Here is a 19,039-nt window from a genome sequence, read left to right on the forward strand (position 1 = left end):
TTAATTCTCCTGTTTGAACAGCTTGTCTAATGTATTTTCAAAAGTATGATAATCAAGGAATTCGTATAATTCTTTACGTTGTTGCATTTTGTCTAAGACATTCACTTGCGTGCCATCTTTACGAATGGATTGCATCACTTCAAGTGCTGCTTTTTGCATAGCACGAGTTGGTGAAAGTGGATACAACACCATGCGAATGCCCTGCTCAGCCAATTCTTCAGTGGTGTAATAAGGGGTATCACCAAACTCGGTAATGTTTGCCAATACAGGTACACCTACGGCATCACATACAGTTTTATACATGGTAATATCAGTCATAGCTTCTGCAAAAATTGCATCTGCACCCGCTTCCACACATGCGCAAGCACGGTCAATAACCGCCTGTAAACCTTCTTTTTGCAAGGCATCAGTACGTGCCATGACTACAAAGTTTGAATCGGTTTTCGCATCAACAGCCGCTTTAATACGATCAACCATTTCTTGCTGGGTTACAATTTCTTTGTTTGGACGATGTCCACAACGCTTTTGTGCAACCTGATCTTCAATATGAACTGCAGCAGCACCCGCAGCAATCATTTGTTTAATACTGCGGGCAATATTGAATGCACCGCCCCAACCTGTGTCAATATCCACCAATAATGGTGTATCAACACGCTCAGTAATACGACGTACATCTTCCAAGACGTTGTCTAAACTGGTCATGCCCAAGTCAGGTAAACCGTAAGAATAGTTGGCAACACCTGCACCAGATAAATAAATGGCTTTATAGCCCACTTGTTTTGCCATCATGGCAGCATAAGCATTTACCGTGCCGATAATTTGTAATGGCTTTTCGACTTCCAAGGCTTGTCTGAATCTTAAGCCCGCAGATGTTTGTTCTGTCATCTTCCTTTCCGCTTTTCTTACTATATTTTTCGAGATTCGAGTATATCGAGAATGCGAGATCACGCCATGGCTTTTTAGAATCTATACTCTAAAACTTTAGTCAAATAATTTTCAAATTTATTGCACAATAAATTTTCGTGATGTTGGTTATTCTTTATTTTTGATAAACACAGCTTTTTAGTACACTAAATGAGTAAAATTTAAACTATTTTCTAAAAATATGGCTTTTTCAGCTCAAATCATGCCATGTGCAAGTACACTTCGACACAGCACGCTGTACATATATTTGTTATAATGACAATCTCCCTTCTATTTAATTGATGATTTTTTACTCAATATGCACGAACTCGCCCATTTCGCTCCTTTAGGTAAAGATATACCACCAACCAAGCGTGGTCATGAGCGATGTGTAGCGTTATTAGTCAGTGCAACTGAGCTATTTTTAGAGCGTGGTTACGATGCCGTATCCTTAGATGATATTGTGCAACACGCAGGCGGTTCTAAAGCGTCGATCTATAAATACTTTGGCAATAAAGAAGGGTTATTCAAAGCTATTTGTGATTATCGCCGTGATAAATTTTTTCAGGATATTCACATTCCCTTTGAACAAATTGATTCAAATTTACGTGGTTATTTGATTCAAACCTTATTGAATTTTTATCATCATATTTTGGAACCAGAAAATGCAGCCTTTATGCGTCTGGTATTAGAGCAAAGTCAGCGCAATCCTGATATTGCCTTACACATACATGAGCGCGGCCCTTTGCATGTGCAACTTTGTATTGCCAAAGTATTGGAACATGCCAGTCAGCAAGGTTTAATTTGCTGTGAACAGCCTATTTATTCTGCACAACTGTATTTCGGTATTTTAAGAAATTTTGAATGGCGTATCATCATGGGTATTCCAAAACAAGAAACAGAACAAGAAACAACCAATTATGTAAGTTATTGTGTAGATCGCTTTCTAGACGCTCATCAAAAAGCTTAGTTTTTTGCAATTTCTGCATCCTATAGTATATTAGCCGATTCCCTTTTTCACTTAACCAACCAACAACTAATTGTTGTTTTTTCTCATTCAGCAATTATTGTGGAGTAACGAATGGCTCTACGTCACTTTCTAACATTACGCGATTTATCGACTTTAGAACTGAATCAAATTTTGCAACGCGCCATTGAGCTCAAGCGTAAACAGCATAACAATGAAGTTTTCCAGCCTTTTCCTGGCAAAGTCATGGGTATGATTTTTGAAAAATCCAGCACCCGAACCCGTGTATCGTTTGAAGCTGGCATGAGTCAGTTTGGTGGTAGCGCGATCTTCTTATCATCACGTGACACACAATTAGGTCGCGGTGAGCCAATTGAAGATTCTGCACGCGTCATTTCAAGTATGCTTGACATTGTGATGATTCGTACCTTTGGTCACGACATTGTAGAACGCTTTGCTTCTTACTCTAAAGTTCCTGTGATCAATGCCTTAACTGACGATCATCACCCATGCCAACTCCTTGCAGACATGCAAACCTATGTTGAACACCGTGGTTCAATTGAAGGTAAAACTGTGGCGTGGATTGGTGATGGCAACAATATGTGTAACTCATATATTGAAGCAGCACACATGTGGGGCTTTAATTTAAAAATTGCGACACCGAAAGGTTATGAGCCAGAACAGCGCTTCCTGTCTGAATTTGCACACTGCGTAGAATTGGTCGATTCTGCTGAGGATGCAGCAGTGAATGCTGATCTGATTGTGACCGATGTTTGGGCAAGCATGGGACAGGAAGAAGAACAAAAAATTCGTGAAAAAGCGTTTGCAGACTATCAAGTGAATGAACGCCTGATGGATTTAGCACATCCTGATTGTTTATTTATGCACTGCTTACCTGCGCACCGTGGTGAAGAAATTTCTGAAAATATGCTCGATCACAAAAATGCTGTAGTGTGGGATGAAGCAGAAAATCGCTTACATGCTCAAAAAGCATTGGTTGAGTTTTTATTGAATGAAAATCTTAAAAAAGACTAAGCTTTAAAACCCGTCTTAAATATTCGCAAAACTTTGATGAGTTTTGTTACAAACAGCACCAAAAGGTGCTGTTTTTTTATTTGGCTCGCTATAATCTTGAGTTATGGTCTATTTTTCTAAAATTTCTAAAAGAGCCTAGATGAACAATATGATTTATAAAACACTTGCTACAATTACGCTGTGCACCACTACACTGATCGCGAGTGCTTCACTCTATGCCAAAGCCAGTGAATTAGATCAATATTTAGTCCAACAAAAGATTTTAAGTGCAGATTATAAAATTCAAAATGTTGCTGCATTAAATGAAATTTTAGATGTCATTAGTGATGAAGATTCTCGTACTATGCCTTATCAGGTCGATCAAAATACAGTGATTGAACAAAGTACGGCGACAGACAAACAAATCAATATTCGTGGCATGATTATTTCACCTGACTTCAGGCAGTTTGTAGAAAGTACGGGTTATAACAATGTCAAAAATATGATTAAACAAAACTTAATTCATAATTGTGAATCTATTTTTGAGCATCAGTTCCAACGGGTAAATCCCTATGTATTGAACTTAAAACTCAGTGCAGAAAAAACCCAGTTTAATGTGCAATTGGCAAATAGCGAGTGCCAATTTAAAGCAGACTGAACTGTATTTAAAACTAAAACAACCTCAGCTTTAAGATTTAATGCCTAAGGTTTAATGCGTAAACCCAAATATAACCTAACGTATTAAACCTTGCGGTTGTAAAATAATGATCAATGCGCCTAAAACTACTATCATTCCACCGAACATATCCCAACGTGTTAAATTGACTTGATCTACATACTTTAACCAAATCAAGGCTGTACAAATATAAATACCACCATAAGCCGCATAAATTCGCCCCGATGCCGCAGGATGTAGAGTCAATAACCACACAAAAGCCGCTAAGGCTAAAATTGTTGGCAGCCATAACCACTGTGATTTCCCCTGATTTAAAATCAAATAAGGAAAATAACAGCCTAATATTTCCATAACTGCCGTAACAAAAAACAAGAACGTTGTGCTGGCAATTTTAGTGATCTGAAAATCCATAAATCCTGTGTGGTCTCTCTTTTAGCAGTAACGATTCAAGTTCACGCATCTGCGAATTCATAAAAAATAACCCATGTTCAACATGGGTTATTTTCAAAATTCAAATAAGGATTGATTAGGCTGGTTCAGCCGTTTGATCTTCAAAGACTTCAAGTTTCAAACCGACTGCCTTACCGTTCTCTTTCTTCACAGAAACAGCCACATTACCGCCCTGTTCTGCAAGTTCACCAAACAGAATCATTTCTGCCAATGGCTTTTTCAAGTGTTCCTGAATCAGACGTTGCATTGGACGTGCGCCCATTAAGCGATCATATCCATGCTCAGCCATCCATTCACGCGCATCTTGATCAACCTCAAGAATGACTTTTTTATCATCCAACTGCGCTTGTAATTCAGTCAAGAATTTATCCACTACATTTTCAATTACTGTAGTAGGTAAAGCTTTAAATTGAATGACCCCATCCAAACGGTTACGGAACTCAGGTGAGAAGGCTTTTTTCATCGCTTCTTGGTTGTCATTACTGTTGTCTTGATCCATGAAACCAATGCTCACGCGGGAAATACTTTCCGCACCAATATTAGTGGTCAGAACCAAAATCACATTACGGAAGTCTGATTTACGACCATTATTATCGGTCAATGAACCATGATCCATAATTTGCAGCAATAGGTTAAATACATCAGGATGCGCTTTTTCAATTTCATCCAACAACAACACACAATGCGGATTTTTATGAATCGCATCGGTGAGTAAGCCACCCTGATCAAAACCGACATAGCCTGGAGGTGCACCAATTAAACGTGAAACGGCATGGCGCTCCATGTACTCAGACATATCAAAGCGAACCAATTCCACACCCAACAGTTTTGCCAACTGCTTGGTAACTTCGGTTTTACCAACGCCTGTCGGGCCAGCAAATACAAAACTACCCACTGGTTTGTCTGGTGTTTTTAAACCAGCACGTGACAGTTTAATTGCTGATGCTAACGCTTCAATAGCTTCATCTTGACCAAAGACCACACGTTTTAAATCACGCTCAAGATGTTCAAGTACAGTCTTGTCATCTTTCGATACGGTTTTAGGTGGAATACGTGCAATTTTAGAGACGATATCTTCAATGTTTTCTACTGTGATTAAAGTATCATCTTGCTCAGCTCTTAAACGGCGCTGCGCACCTGCTTCATCAATCACATCAATGGCTTTGTCTGGCAAGAAACGATCATTGATAAATTTGGCCGATAACTCTACCGCAGACACCAATGCTTTATCATCATATTTAACATGGTGAAATTCTTCAAATTTCGATTTTAAACCACGTAAAATATCAATCGTTTCTGAAATTGAAGGCTCATTCACATCAATTTTTTGGAAACGGCGTGAAAGTGCATGGTCTTTTTCAAATACCTGACGATATTCTTGGAATGTCGTCGAGCCAATGCAACGCAAAGTACCATTTGCCAACGCAGGTTTAATTAAATTTGATGCATCCATAGTGCTACCCATGCTTGAGCCTGCACCAATAATCATGTGGATTTCGTCAATAAATAAAATGGCATCAGGTTTCTTTTTCAAGGCATTTAACAGTTGTTTTAAACGCTTTTCAAAGTCACCACGGTATTTTGTACCCGCTACCAACGCACCGATATCCAAACTATATACTTCGGCATTTTCGAGTGGTTTTGGCGCTTTACCATTCACAATCAGCCACGCCAGACCTTCGGCAATAGAGGTTTTACCCACGCCTGGATCACCCACCAACAATGGGTTGTTCTTACGACGACGGCATAGAATTTGTGCAGCACGCTCAATTTCTTTTTCACGCCCAATTAACGGATCGGTTTTACCCTTTTGCGCTTCAGTATTCAAATTTAGCGTGTAAAGCTCTAACGGGCCAGCATTGGCAGAGCTTGAACTTTCGCTATCTAATTCTTCAACCTCTTCTTCCGCTTGCGTTTCGTCTTTACGTGTACCGTGCGATAAGTATTGCGTTAAGGTCAAACGGTTAATTTGATGACGCTTGAGTAGATACACGGCAAATGAATCACGTTCAGAGTACATTGCCACTAAAATATCTGCGCCTTCAACCGTACGGTCACCACCGCTAGATTGCACATGGAAAATACCACGCTGCAAAATGCGGTCAAAACTTTCGGTCGGGTGCGGCGCCTGATCGTTATTTTCAGCAAGTTTAGGGGTATGTTGTTCTACATATTCTTCGAGTTCTTTACGCAGCACAATAACATCTGCACCACACGCCTTGAGTGCATTGACTGCCGAATCATTGTCTAATAAAGCCAATAATAAATGTTCAACCGTTAGAAACTCGTGTCTCTTTTGACGAGCCATGCTAACAGCCAAACGTAGTGATACTTCTAATTGACGACTGAGCATGTAACCCCCTTAATCTTTAGGCTCAATCTGACAAAGTAATGGATGACCTTGTGATCGAGCGTAATTATTGACTTGGTTCGCTTTCGTTTCCGCAATATCCCGCGGATAGACCCCTGCGACACCTTTTCCTTCATAGTGTACAGTTAGCATTACTTGAGTCGCTTGGTCAAGATTCATTGCAAAGTATTGTTGTAAAATTTCAATTACAAAGTCCATTGGGGTGTAATCATCGTTCATTAAAACGACAACATATAAAGGTGGGCGTTTTAATTGTGGCGGCGCAGTTTGTACCGCAATATCACCATCATCTTCATGTCCTGCATCATCCACACTTAAACGCGGGGTTAAATGCCAATCGACATAGCCAGATTGATGAAAAGTGGTTTTAATTTCATTTAAACAGATGGATCTTTTTTGGGTTCGCATAAGTTTTACATATCACACATTATTGAGCGCTAGCTTCTGCTTGTGGAATTTCAGAAATAAAGGCAGAATCTGCCTCCACGGCTTTGCCTTTGCTCCAACTGAAGCGTTTAATCACAGGAGTTGCGCCATTTAAACGGACTTCAATAAAGTCTGGATTAAAGCCTTTAGGCATGCTCCAGCGCCCTGTTAAACGCTCATAATTATCAAAATTAAAATTGCTGTCTTCCATCGGAACAACCAGCACTTCTGTGCCTTGAATTAAACGCAGTTCTACCGTACCACTTGCACGTCGCTTGTTTGGACTCACTTGTACCAAATCGACCTGATATTCATAAGCATTGTCTGGTAATGGTTTCACCCCAAGATTTTGCACGGTCAGGCTTAAACCACCACGTTGACGCAAAACTTCACGATAAATCGCACTCATGCCTTCAGTACGTTGCTTATCTTCAGTTGCTTGAGTGAAAGCTTGATACAAATCATTGGAGTTACTGACCGCAACATCGCGTTCTTGAACCGCAGCATTTAAGCTCTTATTCAGACTTTCCAAACGCGTTTTTTGTTCTTGCACCACTTTAACCAGTTGTTCTGCATCGGCATCGTAACCAACCACAGTTAAGCCCTGACGATGCCCGACTGAATAGCCCAAAAAGCCACTACCTAAAATTAAAATGGCAGCACCAATTGCCAAAGGCGCATTGCTTTCAAGAAATGGCTTTTTTTCTGGCGGTGTAGATGAGGGTGTCATGCTTGAATTCGACTGTGACGTGGTTTCTGTATCGGTGTTATGCATCGTCATCTCTTGTTTTGATTCATTCAAAACACACATTTAAATCGAAATCTAAATGTGTGTGAAGTTGAAAAACGTGTTCTTATGGTAATAAACCAATCACCTCAAGTCCTGCATGTTCTGCAAAACCAAACATGAGGTTCATATTTTGTACTGCTTGCCCTGCTGCACCTTTCACCAAGTTATCTTGTGCCACCAAAAGTACTAATTTTTTCGGTTGTGGCTTATACAATGCGATACGCAACTGGTTAGCGCCACGTACTGAGCGTGTTTCTGGTGAACTGTTGGCTGGCATGACATCTACAAACTGTTCATTGGCATAAAACTGCTCATACAGGCTTTGTAAATCTGCTGCATCACCTGCATCAGTTAAATCTACATAAATGGTGCTGAGCATACCGCGAATCATAGGTACTAAATGCGGTACAAACACAATGTGATTAAACACATCTTTTTGACCCGAAATATTTTCCAATGCTTCTACAATTTCTGGATGATGACGATGCCCCGCAACGCCATAAGCCTTAAAGTTGTCGGCATTTTCAGAGTAAATCATGCCCAAACTGGCTTTACGCCCTGCACCAGATACACCCGATTTTGCATCAATAATAATACTTTCAGGTTTCACTAAAGCTTCAGCTTGTTTAAATAATGGCGCTAAACCAAGTTGCACTGTGGTTGGATAACACCCTGGGTTACCAATCACCTGTGCTTGTTTAATTTGTTCCCGGTTGAGTTCAGACAAGCCATAAACTGAATCTTTTAAAATGTCTGGGCAAGCATGTTGCATGCCATACCATTTTTCAAACTGTGCTAAATCTTGCAAACGGAAATCTGCTGCTAAATCGACTACTTTGGTATTGGCTGCAACAAGTTCCGCAGCATGTTGCATGGCAACGCCATGCGGTGTAGCAAAGAACACCACATCACACTGTTTTAATTCTTCGATGTTTAAATCTGAGTAGCATAGGTTTGTGTGCCCACGCAGGCTTGGGAACATATCATCTACACGGCGACCCGCTTCTGTACGTGAAGTCAGTACATTTACTTTTACATTTGGGTGTCGTAGCAAAAGACGCAATAATTCAACGCCTGTATAACCTGTACCACCGACAATACCAACTGAAATCACGTGCATTACCTCAATTCAAAAGCATGTTTAAGCTAACGCTATAGTATGACAGGAAGTTTTGGTTTTCTAAACTGTTTTACTAGGGTTTTGGGGCTTTTCTTTATTCTGTTGATTTTATAAAAGATGATTTGGATTGTAGTCAATACGTGCAACACCTTTGCATTGTAGTCTTATCATGTGGGTGTTGGCTTTTTTATTGATACCACCACCAAGGCAAAGGCGTTGTTTTTAACTGTTTGCGATGCTGCAAATAGTGCACATCATGCCGCAGCACTTCAGCCCAAAACGCAGGACTATGATCAAAATGTCGGGTATGTGCCAACTCATGCACAGCCACATATCGCACAATTTGTTCAGGAAACAACACCAAAGCGCTATTGAGCATAATATGCTGTTGTGCACTGCAACTGCCCCAACGGGTTTTCGGTTGACGAATTGCACACTGTTTAAATGGCAAAGCAATTTCACGGCTGACTGTTTGCAAATACATCGGCAACATTTGTTTGGCATAAGCAATAACAAAGGCTTTTAAATATGCTGCAGGTTGACGGTCACTGACCCAAAGACAATGCTGTTTTAAATCTAAAATAAAACTGTGTTTTTGTGTTTGATAATGAATATTTAAAGGCTCAGGCAAATTAAAAAGTGATAACTGATTTGGCAATTCACGCTGCACAAGTCCTTGCTGTGCTTGCTGTTTATGCCAAGTTTCAATCATCCACTGTTCAGATTGTTGCAAAAAATCCTGAATTTGTCGCTGAGTGCAATATTTCGGCACAGTTAAGCGAATTTGATTCGGCTCGACACGTAACCGTAAACGTGTTGCTTTTGCATGTGGTGTAATTTGAATTTCAGGTAAGTCAGATAATGTCATTGTTGTTCTTTTATTAAATCCTCCCCGCCCCTCCTTTAATAAAGGAGGGAGAAAAGCCCCCCTATTAAAAACAAGGGGCTTGGGAGACGAATTAAACCGCAGTACGTTCTTCAATGCCGTTATTGGTCGCTACAATTGCAATATCAGCTTTATTGATGGCAAAAATACCATTGGTCACAACACCCGGAATATCATTCAAGGTTTTTTCTAATTCCAACGCATTTAAAATATTTAAATTATAAATATCTAAAATCACGTTACCGTTATCAGTCACCACACCTTCACGGTAAGCAGGATCGCCACCTAAAGCCACAATTTTGCGTGCTACCGCAGAACGAGCCATTGGAATCACCTCAATTGGCAATGGAAACTCACGTCCTAATTGCTCTACCCATTTTGAATCATCGACAATACAGATAAACTTACGTGCAATAGAAGCCACAATTTTTTCACGGGTCAACGCTGCGCCGCCGCCTTTAATCATGTGCATGTGACGGTCAATTTCATCTGCACCATCAACATAAGCATCTAAACTGCCCACAGAGTTCATATCGACCACTTCAATACCAAGTTTCTTTAAGCGCTCCGCAGTCGCTTCAGAACTTGCCACAGCTGCTTCTAATTGTAATTCAGGCAATAAATCAATCAGGAAATTCACTGTACTGCCTGTACCTACCCCCAAAATCCCGCCTTTAGGCAAATGTTTTAATGCTGCTTTGGCAGCCGCTTGCTTCTTTTCATCTTGGGTAGCATACAGACTCATGACTTCACTCAACTATTTTTGACATTTGTTGCCGATTTTACAGCGCAAATGTGCAGGGGTTTGTTACAATAACCCCCTATTTTAAACTGTTAGATGGAAGATTAACATGCTGTCTCGTTTGGTTCGACAAATTTTACAAGCAACGGTCTACGATGTTGCAATCGAAACCCCACTCGACGCAGCGCCACGAATTAGTGAAAAACTGAACAATAACATTCGCTTTAAACGTGAAGACTTACAACCCGTATTCTCTTTTAAATTGCGTGGTGCATATAACCGTATTAGCCAGTTACCCAAAGACCAACTTGAACGTGGTGTAATTACCGCCTCTGCAGGCAACCATGCGCAAGGTGTAGCATTGTCTGGGCAAAAACTGGGCATTCGCGCCATTATCGTTATGCCTAAAACCACGCCAGATATTAAAGTACAAGCGGTAAAACGCTTGGGTGGCGAAGTGGTATTACATGGTGACTCATTTGATGTTGCCAACAAATATGCAATTCAACGTGCCCAAGATGAAGGCATGACTTTTATTCCACCGTATGACGATGAATTGGTCATGGCAGGTCAAGGTACGATTGCCAACGAAATTTTGCGTCAATGGCGCGATGTCGAATATGTTTTCGTTGCTGTTGGTGGTGGCGGTTTAATTGCAGGTGTTGCAGCCTACTTGGGCGATGTCGCACCGCATGTCAAAGTCATTCCTGTAGAATATGATGAATCGGCTTGCTTAAAAGCGGCTTTTGAAGCCAATGAACGGGTTATTTTGCCGCAAGTGGGTTTATTTGCCGATGGTACTGCTGTCGCACAAATTGGTGAGAAACCGTTTGAAGTTTTACAACTACAAAAATCAGATCAATCAGGCCCAATTGTTGAGCGCGATGTAGTTTTGGTGAATACCGATGAAATCTGTGCGGCAATTAAAGACACCTTTGATGAAAACCGCAGCATTGTAGAACCTTCAGGTGCAATGGCTTTGGCAGGCATCAAAAAATATGTCGAGCAACACCAATTGCAAAATAAAAATATTGTGTCAATTGTCTGTGGCGCAAACATGAACTTTGACCGTTTACGCTATATTGCGGAACGTACTGAACTCGGTGAACATAAAGAAGCAATTTTTGCCGTGACCATTCCAGAAGAAAAAGGTGCGTTCCTTAACTTCTGCCGTGCGCTGCAAGGTCGTAATATCACCGAGTTTAACTACCGCGCCAGCGATGCCACTGCTGCACAAGTCTTTGTCGGCATCAGCTTAAAATCTGGTGAAAAAGAACGCCACGACATTTATGAGTTACTCAAAACCCAGTACGATGTTGATGATTTGTCGGATGATGAAGTAGCAAAACTACACATTCGTTATTTGGTCGGTGGTCATGCCGATATTGAAAATGAACGTCTATTCCGTGTGGAATTTCCAGAGCGTCCGGGTGCATTACTGACTTTCTTGGAGCGCTTAGGCCCAACCCATAACATCACCCTGTTCCATTACCGTAACCACGGTGCAGCGGAAGGTCGTGTATTGGTCGGTTTAGAAGCTTCGGATGCCAAACAGAACCCAGATGGTTTAATTGAAACTTTGGAAAAGATCACTTATCCATACCAAGAGATTACTAATAACTTGGGTTATCAGCGTTTCTTAAAATAACCGATCACACATCTCAATAAGTGCAAAAAACCGCTGATTTCAGCGGTTTTTTTAGTCATATTGCTACAGTATAGAGCCCTAAAATATTTTAGAATATTGGAAGAATAATATAATTTTTCAGGATGATGCTATGACACAATTTGCTGTCATTGGTTTAGGTAGCTTTGGTGCAACTGTGGCGACACAATTGGTCAAACTCAACCATGATGTCATTGGGATTGATAGCAATAAAAAGTTTGTAGAAAACATTGCCGATCAAATTACCCATGCGGTGATTGCCGATGCAACCGATGAACACGTTTTGGAAGAACTGAATATTCAAAATTGTGATGCAGTGGTGGTCGCCATTGGTGAAGATATTGAAGCCAGTATTTTGTGTGTCTTAAATTTAAAGAATTTGGGTATTTCTAAAATTTACGTTAAAGCCAAAAGTAAAGCGCACACCATGATTTTGACCCACTTGGGCGTAAGTAAAATTATTCACCCTGAAGAAGATATGGGCGTTCGCATCGCGCAATCGCTGAGTTATCCGATGGTGAGTCGTTATATGAGCCTAAACGACAACCACTATATTGTAAAAGTAAAAATTAAAGACAACTTGCATGGCACGCGCATTCATAGTCTGATGTCACATGCACCCGAGGTTAAACTTTTACTGTTTAAACGTGCCGAAACGATTTTCTATACGCTTGAATCCAATTTAATGCTACAAACAGATGATATTTTGGTGGTTGAAGGACAACTTGAACCATTAAAACGCTTATCTAAACAATTTAAGTCAGAATGAAAAAAACAGCGAAACAACCAATCAAAACTGTCAATTTAAGCCCACCCAGTCTTTTGGCACTGGGCTTTTTAAGCTTTATTAGCATTGGCACAATCTTGCTGAAACTGCCCATTTCCCATCATGGCGAGATGAGTTGGATTAATGCCTTATTTACTGCTACATCTGCAGTGACGATCACTGGATTGTCTGTAGTGAATATTGGCGATGCTTATACCGTATTTGGGCAAATGGTCATTATGTTGTTGTTACAATGTGGTGGCTTAGGTTTTATGACTTTTGCGATTTTAGCGGTTTTAAGTTTGTCATCCAAAATTGGTTTAAAACAACAAATCATGGCGCAAGACACCATTGGGCAAACCAACCTGTCTAAAGTGTCGATGACCATTAAAAGCGTGTTGCTCTACTCATTGTTTTTTGAAGGGATTGGCACGGTTATTTTAACCTTGGCATGGATGCAGGATTATCCATTTAGCGATGCATTTTTCTATGCGGCTTTCTATAGTGTTTCAGCCTTTAACAATGGTGGATTTTCATTATTTCCCAATAGCTTAATGAGTTTTGCAGATCAATACCTGATTACCTTAACTATTAGTATGCTGTATATCATTGGCGGTATTGGTTTTGTGGTACTCATGGATATTAAACGTGCCAAACGCTGGAAAAAACTCTCACCCAATAGCAAGCTGATTTTATCGACCATTGCTGGTTTAAACTTTGTGGCCTTTCTGCTGATTTGGGCGATTGAAGCCAATAATCCACATACCCTTGCAGCCATGAGTATTGGCGATCAAGCCCTCAATGCATGGTTTCACGCTACCGTTCCTCGCTCATCAGGCTTTAATAGTCTAGATGTCGCAAGTATGCAAAATAGCTCGACCTTGCTCACCATGCTTCTGATGTTTATTGGTGGTGGTTCGCTCAGTACCGCAGGCGGTATTAAAGTTGGCACATTTATTATTGTCATTTTAAGTGTGATCAGTTTTTTAAGACGTTCAGATGAGGTGCGTGTGTTTAATCATGCTGTACCTGAACGTACCACCTTTAAAGCTTTGGCGGTGATCAGCATCACAGGTATGTTAATTTGCCTCGGTTTGTTTAGCTTACTTGCCCTTGAACCGAAACTGAATTTTTTAGACCTGTTGTTTGAGGCTGTATCTGCAGCGTGCACGGTGGGTTTATCCCGTGGTGTTACAGGTGAATTACAACCTGCCAGCTTAATTATTTTAATGTTGTTGATGTTTGCAGGTCGTTTAGGGCCGCTGACTTTGGCTTATTTAATCGCCACACCACAAAAAAGCCGACTTAAACATCCAACCGCAGATATTCAAGTTGGATAAAAGCTGGATACGATCCGACTTCAAAAACAAACGCCAATCTTCAAGATTGGCGTTTTATATTCAGCGAGCAATAATGAGAAATCAATCTTAATCTACTTAAAACCAATTCATTAAAGACACACCCAAACCCACATAGGTGGCGCGGTGGTTATAATCAATCAGGCTTTCACCATAACCATCAAACAATTGGAAATGACCGCGTAATTTTCCACTGATTGGGAAAACCCAGTCAAACTGTGCTGCACCGTGCGCGTCATCACCGCCTTTTAAGTTATGACGAAGCATCAAAGAAAAGTCATGCTCTTTCCAGCGATAAAATGCCAACATATCGCCACGCCCGATATAATTTTTAATTTCAGGGTTATTGTCATCGCTGCGGTCTTCTTCAATGCGATACCACGGACGTAACATCAAGGCAAAATTGTCTTTTTCAAAACCTAAATTAAAAATTACCCGATTCCAACTGCGTGATAATGGATCAGAACGACCATTGGATTGATGGTTCAACGTCACCCCCAATAAACGACCATGCAGCCCCATAAGTGTATAGTTGGTGCGGAACATCAAACTGGCTTCAGGCTCATAATTGGTTTCACGAAATGGACGTGACTCATCACCATTATAAACCTGCCAACGTGATGACTGGGTATAACCTAGCCACACATCACCGTTATCACCCAACAGATTTTCTACCGCTTTGGTTTTTAAAGACAGCTGAAATTTGGTTTCCATTGAGGTCAGGTTTTGCTCCTTACCCACGGGAACGGTATTTTGCTCATTCAAGCTTTGTGGACGTTCATTTTTATCGGACGTCCAAAAAGTAGGCATCAAATACACAGGTTGATAAGCACGTAAATTCCATGTGCCTAATTTGCTATCGGGTGAAAGCTCCCAGCGCTTATCCAGTAAAGATACATTCGGATCAAGCTTTGGTACATCAAATGAAAATAAATTACTCACACCCACTGCAATTTTTTCTGTCACCGTTTCGGGTTCAGGCGCTAGTGCCTGAGCGGCTTGACGTTCGCTAATCAGCGCTGTTTTTTCTGCTTCAGGAATTTTAAACAGAGCATCGTAACACACCAAACGATCAGCATTTGACTCTAAAGCCACACAGGCTTCAGGTGTTGCAGGTGCAACTAAGCTAGCTGGGTCTTGTGCATAGGTTTTCGCCACAAACACAGTGCTGAGTGCGGCAACACTCAGCGACAGTCCTGTGCGTTCAAACAGTTTGAACGCGCTCATAAATCCCCCTAAGTTTTCGTTGTTATTTCACGTATCAGTTCACTTGTTTAATTTCAAAACCAAGTTCGAGCAATGCTTCACGTTTTGACACAGGTGCGACTACGGCTTTAGATGCTTGCTGCTGACGCAAATATTGCTCCGCAACACGTTTTAAATCGTCTAAAGTCACCGCCAATAAACGCTCACGTAATACTGTGCGGAATGAGGGTGTACGCGCGTGCAATAATGCATAACATGCAGTAATCGCTTCACCTGCAGGCGAACCTGGTTTATCCATACTAGCAATTAAACCTAAAATCGCTTCTTCTAGTTGATGCGGCAATTGCTCTGCATTAAATAACCAATCAATACTCGCTTCAAAGTCTGCGAAAGTTTCTGCCAAGCGTGGATCACGATAACTGTAAAAACGGAATGAACATGCATTGCCATCGTAGCTTGCACCGCCACCGTAAGCACCGCCTTTTTCACGGATTGCGCTGTGTAAGAAACCATTGCGCAAATATGCAGCCAATACCATCAAAGGTGCAGCATCAGGATGCGACACTTCCACCGCAGGATACGCAGCCGCACAGAATTGCACATTGGCTTGAATCAACCATGCCTGATCTTGCGTTGAATGATCTACAGGAACTTGAGTTAAAGCAGCAGGATTTTCTGCAACAATAAGTTTATCCCAAACTTCTTGAACTTCTTCGACCAAACGGTCAGATTGATGTTCTTCACATACTAACAAAAATTGCTTAGGTGCTTGCAGTAATTTATGGTGAATCAATTGCAATTCAGCAATCAATTTCTCGTATTCCGCTGCATCTTTTTCAATTTTAGCAACCAAGTCTGCCAACCAATTTAATGCGCCCAAACCTGTGTTGTTGTAATCACGCTGCGCCAAAGCACTGTGATGACGCCCTGCAATTTGCATGGCATAACTGTGCCCCGAACCCGACAAACGTGACTGCCAACGGGTTTTTCGTTGTTGTAACAGCTCAATAATGCGGTCTTTTTCATCAAAACGTAATTGCTCAAATGCTAATTTCAGCAAGCGGATGGCTTCAAGATTATTCACCAAAGACTTAGTGGTTAATGTGAGCCATGCACTGATCTGATTTTTGTCATCGACTTTAGAACGTAAAGATGCACCCATGCCCAAACCACCGCTAACTGCGGTTTGTAGCTGTTGCAATTCTAAATAGCCGTATTCACCTGCACCCACTTCGCCCATTAAAATGGACAGCAAATTAAAGTATGGCGATTGTACAATTTCATCTGGAATTTGAATCAACACTTGCTGATAGTAAATTCCATTGGTTCCTGCATGATATAAATTTAAAGGATAATCAATGCGGTTACTGATAATTTCACGCAACTCACCCTGCACAATATGCAAGGCTGCAGGCACATCTTCCAAACCAACTTTTGGCAATAAGTTCAAATCATCGGGCGTATCTTGACGGACTTTTAAAGCTTCCGTTTGCGCGACGATTTCTGCTTTTTGCTCATCTGTGAGTTGTGCGCCTATCTCAGCCAGACGTGCTTTTTCAAGTGCAGCATCTTTGGCCGATTTTTCTGCATCTGGAACCAAAGTCATTTGAACACGGTGCGGGTTATCAATTAAATGCGTCTGAATTAGCCGTGATAACCACATTGGATCTTTAAGTTCTTCTTTGACTTGCTCAATCGCAGTATCTACATCCCACACCTGAATTGGGTCATTGTGGTGAATTGCACTGCTTAAACCATTTAAAATCAAGCTCAATCCGTATGGCATACCATCGCCATTAATTTCACGCTGATGCAATTCAATTTGATGCAAAATTGCATCGACCAATGCCGTATCCACAGGCTGTGCAGCCACGTCTTGTAAAACTTTTAAAACGCCCGCCTGAAATTCTGCTGCATGTTCAGGGTTAGAACCTTGCACACCACAGAAGAAGGTCATTTCAAAGTTGGAATCATCCACGCCCGTCAATGGCCCTGTAGATTGTGCATGCGCCCAAGTTTCTAAATAATGACGCAGTGGTGATGCAGAATTTTCAAGTAAAACACCTTCAACCAAACGCATACCTAAGCGTAATTTAATATCGCTTGCTTCAGGCAATAACCACGCCAAAACATGATAAGTTTTATCTTTGAGTTCTTCTGCATCGACTGCATAACTTTCAGTCACTGCCACTGGCGCAGCTAAACGACGCTCAGGCTTCGAATACAACGTTTCGCCCTGTTCAAATTTCGCCAAAGCCAACTGTTCAAACTGTTCTTGTAAATCGTATGCAGGCGTATTGCCAAAAGTCATAAATACCGCATTACTTGGGTGATAATGTGACTTATAAAAATCTACCAATTCTTGATAGGTTAAATCTGGAATATCTTTCGGGTCGCCACCTGAATTGTAGTGGTAAGTTGTTTCAGGGAATAAATGATAAGCCAATTGGTGATAAAGCTGATCGGATGGCGAACTCATCGCACCTTTCATTTCATTAAATACCACGCCTTTATAAACAGGCTCGCCATTTTCCAGCTCAATACGAATACCTTCCTGAGCAAAATCGAGAGGATTTAAATTGGCTGCAAAAGCCGCATCCATATACACCGCAAGCAGGTTTTGGAAATCTTTTTTGTTTTGTGTTGCAAATGGATAAGCTGTCCAATCTGCCGCGGTAAATGCGTTCATAAAAGTATTCAATGAACGACGAATCATTAAAAAGAACGGGTCACGGACAGGGAATTTTTCAGAACCACACAACGCAGTATGTTCTAAAATATGTGCCTCACCTTTGGAGTCCATCGGCTGAGTGCGAAATGCGACTAAAAATACATTTTCATCATGTTCTGTCGCTAAGTGATAATGCACCGCACCTGTAACTTTATGTTTATATTCAGACACTAAAATGTCTAAGGCTTCAACATGGTGTTGACGTACCAACTGAAACGCAGGATGTACAGTCTGGGAAATGGTTTCAGTGACATCTACAGTCATGTGATCTCCTAAAAATAAGCAAATAAAAAACTAAAGCCATTATAGCTTTAGTTCTTTAGATAATTCACGTTGCAAACCCGACTAAATTGATTGAAATTTGCAAAGTATCAACAAAATGCTGCGCTGCACTGGCTGTAGCATGAGCAAAACTAGATCAGGTATTTAAAATAACTATAGTTTGGATGATTTTCGACATACACATAATTCTGTTTTTGATAAAAATGCGCTGCCGATTTGGTATCAGTGTTTAAACACAACGCCGAAAAATTAGCACGTGCTTTTTTCTCTAAATGTTGCAAGAGCTGTTTACCTACGCCATGTTTACGATAATTTGGCAAAACATAAAAACGACGTACACGTCCAATACGACTTTCAATATCTTGCTCATTCCATTGCTGGTTTAAGCCACCACATGCAACCAATTGATCACCATCGTAAACAAACAATAAAAACTCACCAGGCTGATTAAAGCGGTTTTTACCACTTTCCCATTCTTCAATTAAACGATGGACAAAATCAAAGCCTTCTTGAGCAGCATGTTTGGCCAAAGTCTGAATTTGCGTTGGTAACTCTTGTGCTTCTTTAATTTCGATGTTCATCTAACCTTCCTGATAACTCTGCTAAACCCCTATTTTTCATCAATAACATTCATTCAGCTGAATTTTATTCATGAAACTACAGCAATCCTGAGCATTGGTGTAAA

At 40.9% G+C, this 19,039-nt stretch carries 17 protein-coding genes; 6 read left to right on the plus strand and 11 right to left on the minus strand.

The genetic code is table 11. The features are described 5' to 3' along the window. Positions 1–885, minus strand: coding sequence for a methylisocitrate lyase (gene prpB, locus FTU09_RS00535; protein ID WP_004973459.1), 885 nt, complete (start codon positions 883–885; stop codon positions 1–3). A gap of 337 nt (positions 886–1,222) precedes the next feature. On the opposite strand from prpB, the gene FTU09_RS00540 reads away from it, so the two are divergent. The 3 genes from FTU09_RS00540 to FTU09_RS00550 all read left to right on the plus strand — a co-directional run bounded on the left by FTU09_RS00540 (position 1,223) and on the right by FTU09_RS00550 (position 3,542). After that, a complete protein-coding gene (locus FTU09_RS00540; protein ID WP_096901590.1) occupies positions 1,223–1,873 on the plus strand; it encodes a TetR/AcrR family transcriptional regulator in 651 nt (216 codons plus the stop codon). A gap of 111 nt (positions 1,874–1,984) precedes the next feature. Beyond that, positions 1,985–2,905: an ornithine carbamoyltransferase gene (gene argF / locus FTU09_RS00545; protein ID WP_004973455.1), complete on the plus strand. Its 921-nt coding sequence runs from the start codon at positions 1,985–1,987 to the stop codon at positions 2,903–2,905. Between the two features lie 139 nt (positions 2,906–3,044). After that, positions 3,045–3,542 carry a hypothetical protein gene (locus FTU09_RS00550; RefSeq protein WP_167846032.1) on the plus strand — a complete coding sequence of 166 codons (498 nt, stop codon included), beginning with the start codon at positions 3,045–3,047 and terminating at the stop codon, positions 3,540–3,542. A gap of 75 nt (positions 3,543–3,617) precedes the next feature. Here the strand turns inward: FTU09_RS00550 and FTU09_RS00555 are convergent, their stop codons facing one another. From FTU09_RS00555 to rpiA, 7 genes are all read right to left on the minus strand, one after another. Then, positions 3,618–3,971 carry a YnfA family protein gene (locus FTU09_RS00555; protein ID WP_004973443.1) on the minus strand — a complete coding sequence of 118 codons (354 nt, stop codon included), beginning with the start codon at positions 3,969–3,971 and terminating at the stop codon, positions 3,618–3,620. 115 nt (positions 3,972–4,086) lie between these two features. Beyond that, a complete protein-coding gene (gene clpA / locus FTU09_RS00560; RefSeq protein ID WP_004973441.1) occupies positions 4,087–6,363 on the minus strand; it encodes an ATP-dependent Clp protease ATP-binding subunit ClpA in 2,277 nt (758 codons plus the stop codon). A 9-nt stretch (positions 6,364–6,372) separates the two neighbouring features. Continuing rightward, the gene (clpS, locus tag FTU09_RS00565) at positions 6,373–6,789 is read right to left on the minus strand and encodes an ATP-dependent Clp protease adapter ClpS (RefSeq protein WP_004973438.1); all 417 of its coding nucleotides are present in this window, start codon (positions 6,787–6,789) and stop codon (positions 6,373–6,375) included. 19 nt (positions 6,790–6,808) lie between these two features. Beyond that, positions 6,809–7,582: a DUF6776 family protein gene (locus FTU09_RS00570; protein WP_180079392.1), complete on the minus strand. Its 774-nt coding sequence runs from the start codon at positions 7,580–7,582 to the stop codon at positions 6,809–6,811. Between the two features lie 79 nt (positions 7,583–7,661). Beyond that, entirely contained in the window at positions 7,662–8,717 is a 1,056-nt protein-coding gene (gene argC, locus FTU09_RS00575) for an N-acetyl-gamma-glutamyl-phosphate reductase (protein ID WP_171062573.1), read from the minus strand. A gap of 187 nt (positions 8,718–8,904) precedes the next feature. Then, on the minus strand, positions 8,905–9,585 hold the full coding sequence (locus FTU09_RS00580) for a M48 family metallopeptidase (protein ID WP_180079393.1): 681 nt from the start codon (positions 9,583–9,585) through the stop codon (positions 8,905–8,907). A 91-nt stretch (positions 9,586–9,676) separates the two neighbouring features. Next, a complete protein-coding gene (gene rpiA, locus FTU09_RS00585; protein WP_004973429.1) occupies positions 9,677–10,348 on the minus strand; it encodes a ribose-5-phosphate isomerase RpiA in 672 nt (223 codons plus the stop codon). 106 nt (positions 10,349–10,454) lie between these two features. Here rpiA and ilvA point away from each other — a divergent pair, with 106 nt between their 5' ends. The 3 genes from ilvA to FTU09_RS00600 all read left to right on the plus strand — a co-directional run bounded on the left by ilvA (position 10,455) and on the right by FTU09_RS00600 (position 14,117). Next, positions 10,455–11,993, plus strand: a complete 1,539-nt coding sequence (gene ilvA / locus FTU09_RS00590) for a threonine ammonia-lyase, biosynthetic (RefSeq protein ID WP_019837302.1) — start codon at positions 10,455–10,457, stop codon at positions 11,991–11,993. Positions 11,994–12,123: 130 nt separating this feature from the next. Then, positions 12,124–12,780: a TrkA family potassium uptake protein gene (locus FTU09_RS00595; protein WP_096901585.1), complete on the plus strand. Its 657-nt coding sequence runs from the start codon at positions 12,124–12,126 to the stop codon at positions 12,778–12,780. Beyond that, on the plus strand, positions 12,777–14,117 hold the full coding sequence (locus tag FTU09_RS00600) for a TrkH family potassium uptake protein (RefSeq protein WP_004973423.1): 1,341 nt from the start codon (positions 12,777–12,779) through the stop codon (positions 14,115–14,117). Before FTU09_RS00595 ends, FTU09_RS00600 begins: the two co-directional genes overlap by 4 nt. A gap of 96 nt (positions 14,118–14,213) precedes the next feature. On the opposite strand, the gene FTU09_RS00605 is transcribed toward FTU09_RS00600, so the two are convergent. From FTU09_RS00605 to FTU09_RS00615, 3 genes are all read right to left on the minus strand, one after another. Continuing rightward, entirely contained in the window at positions 14,214–15,362 is a 1,149-nt protein-coding gene (locus FTU09_RS00605; protein ID WP_180079394.1) for a phospholipase A, read from the minus strand. Between the two features lie 34 nt (positions 15,363–15,396). Further along, positions 15,397–18,336, minus strand: a complete 2,940-nt coding sequence (locus tag FTU09_RS00610) for an insulinase family protein (RefSeq protein WP_179988620.1) — start codon at positions 18,334–18,336, stop codon at positions 15,397–15,399. Between the two features lie 149 nt (positions 18,337–18,485). Continuing rightward, positions 18,486–18,935 carry a GNAT family N-acetyltransferase gene (locus tag FTU09_RS00615; RefSeq protein ID WP_004973417.1) on the minus strand — a complete coding sequence of 150 codons (450 nt, stop codon included), beginning with the start codon at positions 18,933–18,935 and terminating at the stop codon, positions 18,486–18,488. Positions 18,936–19,039: the final 104 nt, after the last annotated feature.

The organism is Acinetobacter sp. YH12058 (assembly GCF_013419805.1).
In the GTDB taxonomy this organism is placed as follows: Bacteria; Pseudomonadota; Gammaproteobacteria; order Pseudomonadales; family Moraxellaceae; genus Acinetobacter; species Acinetobacter towneri.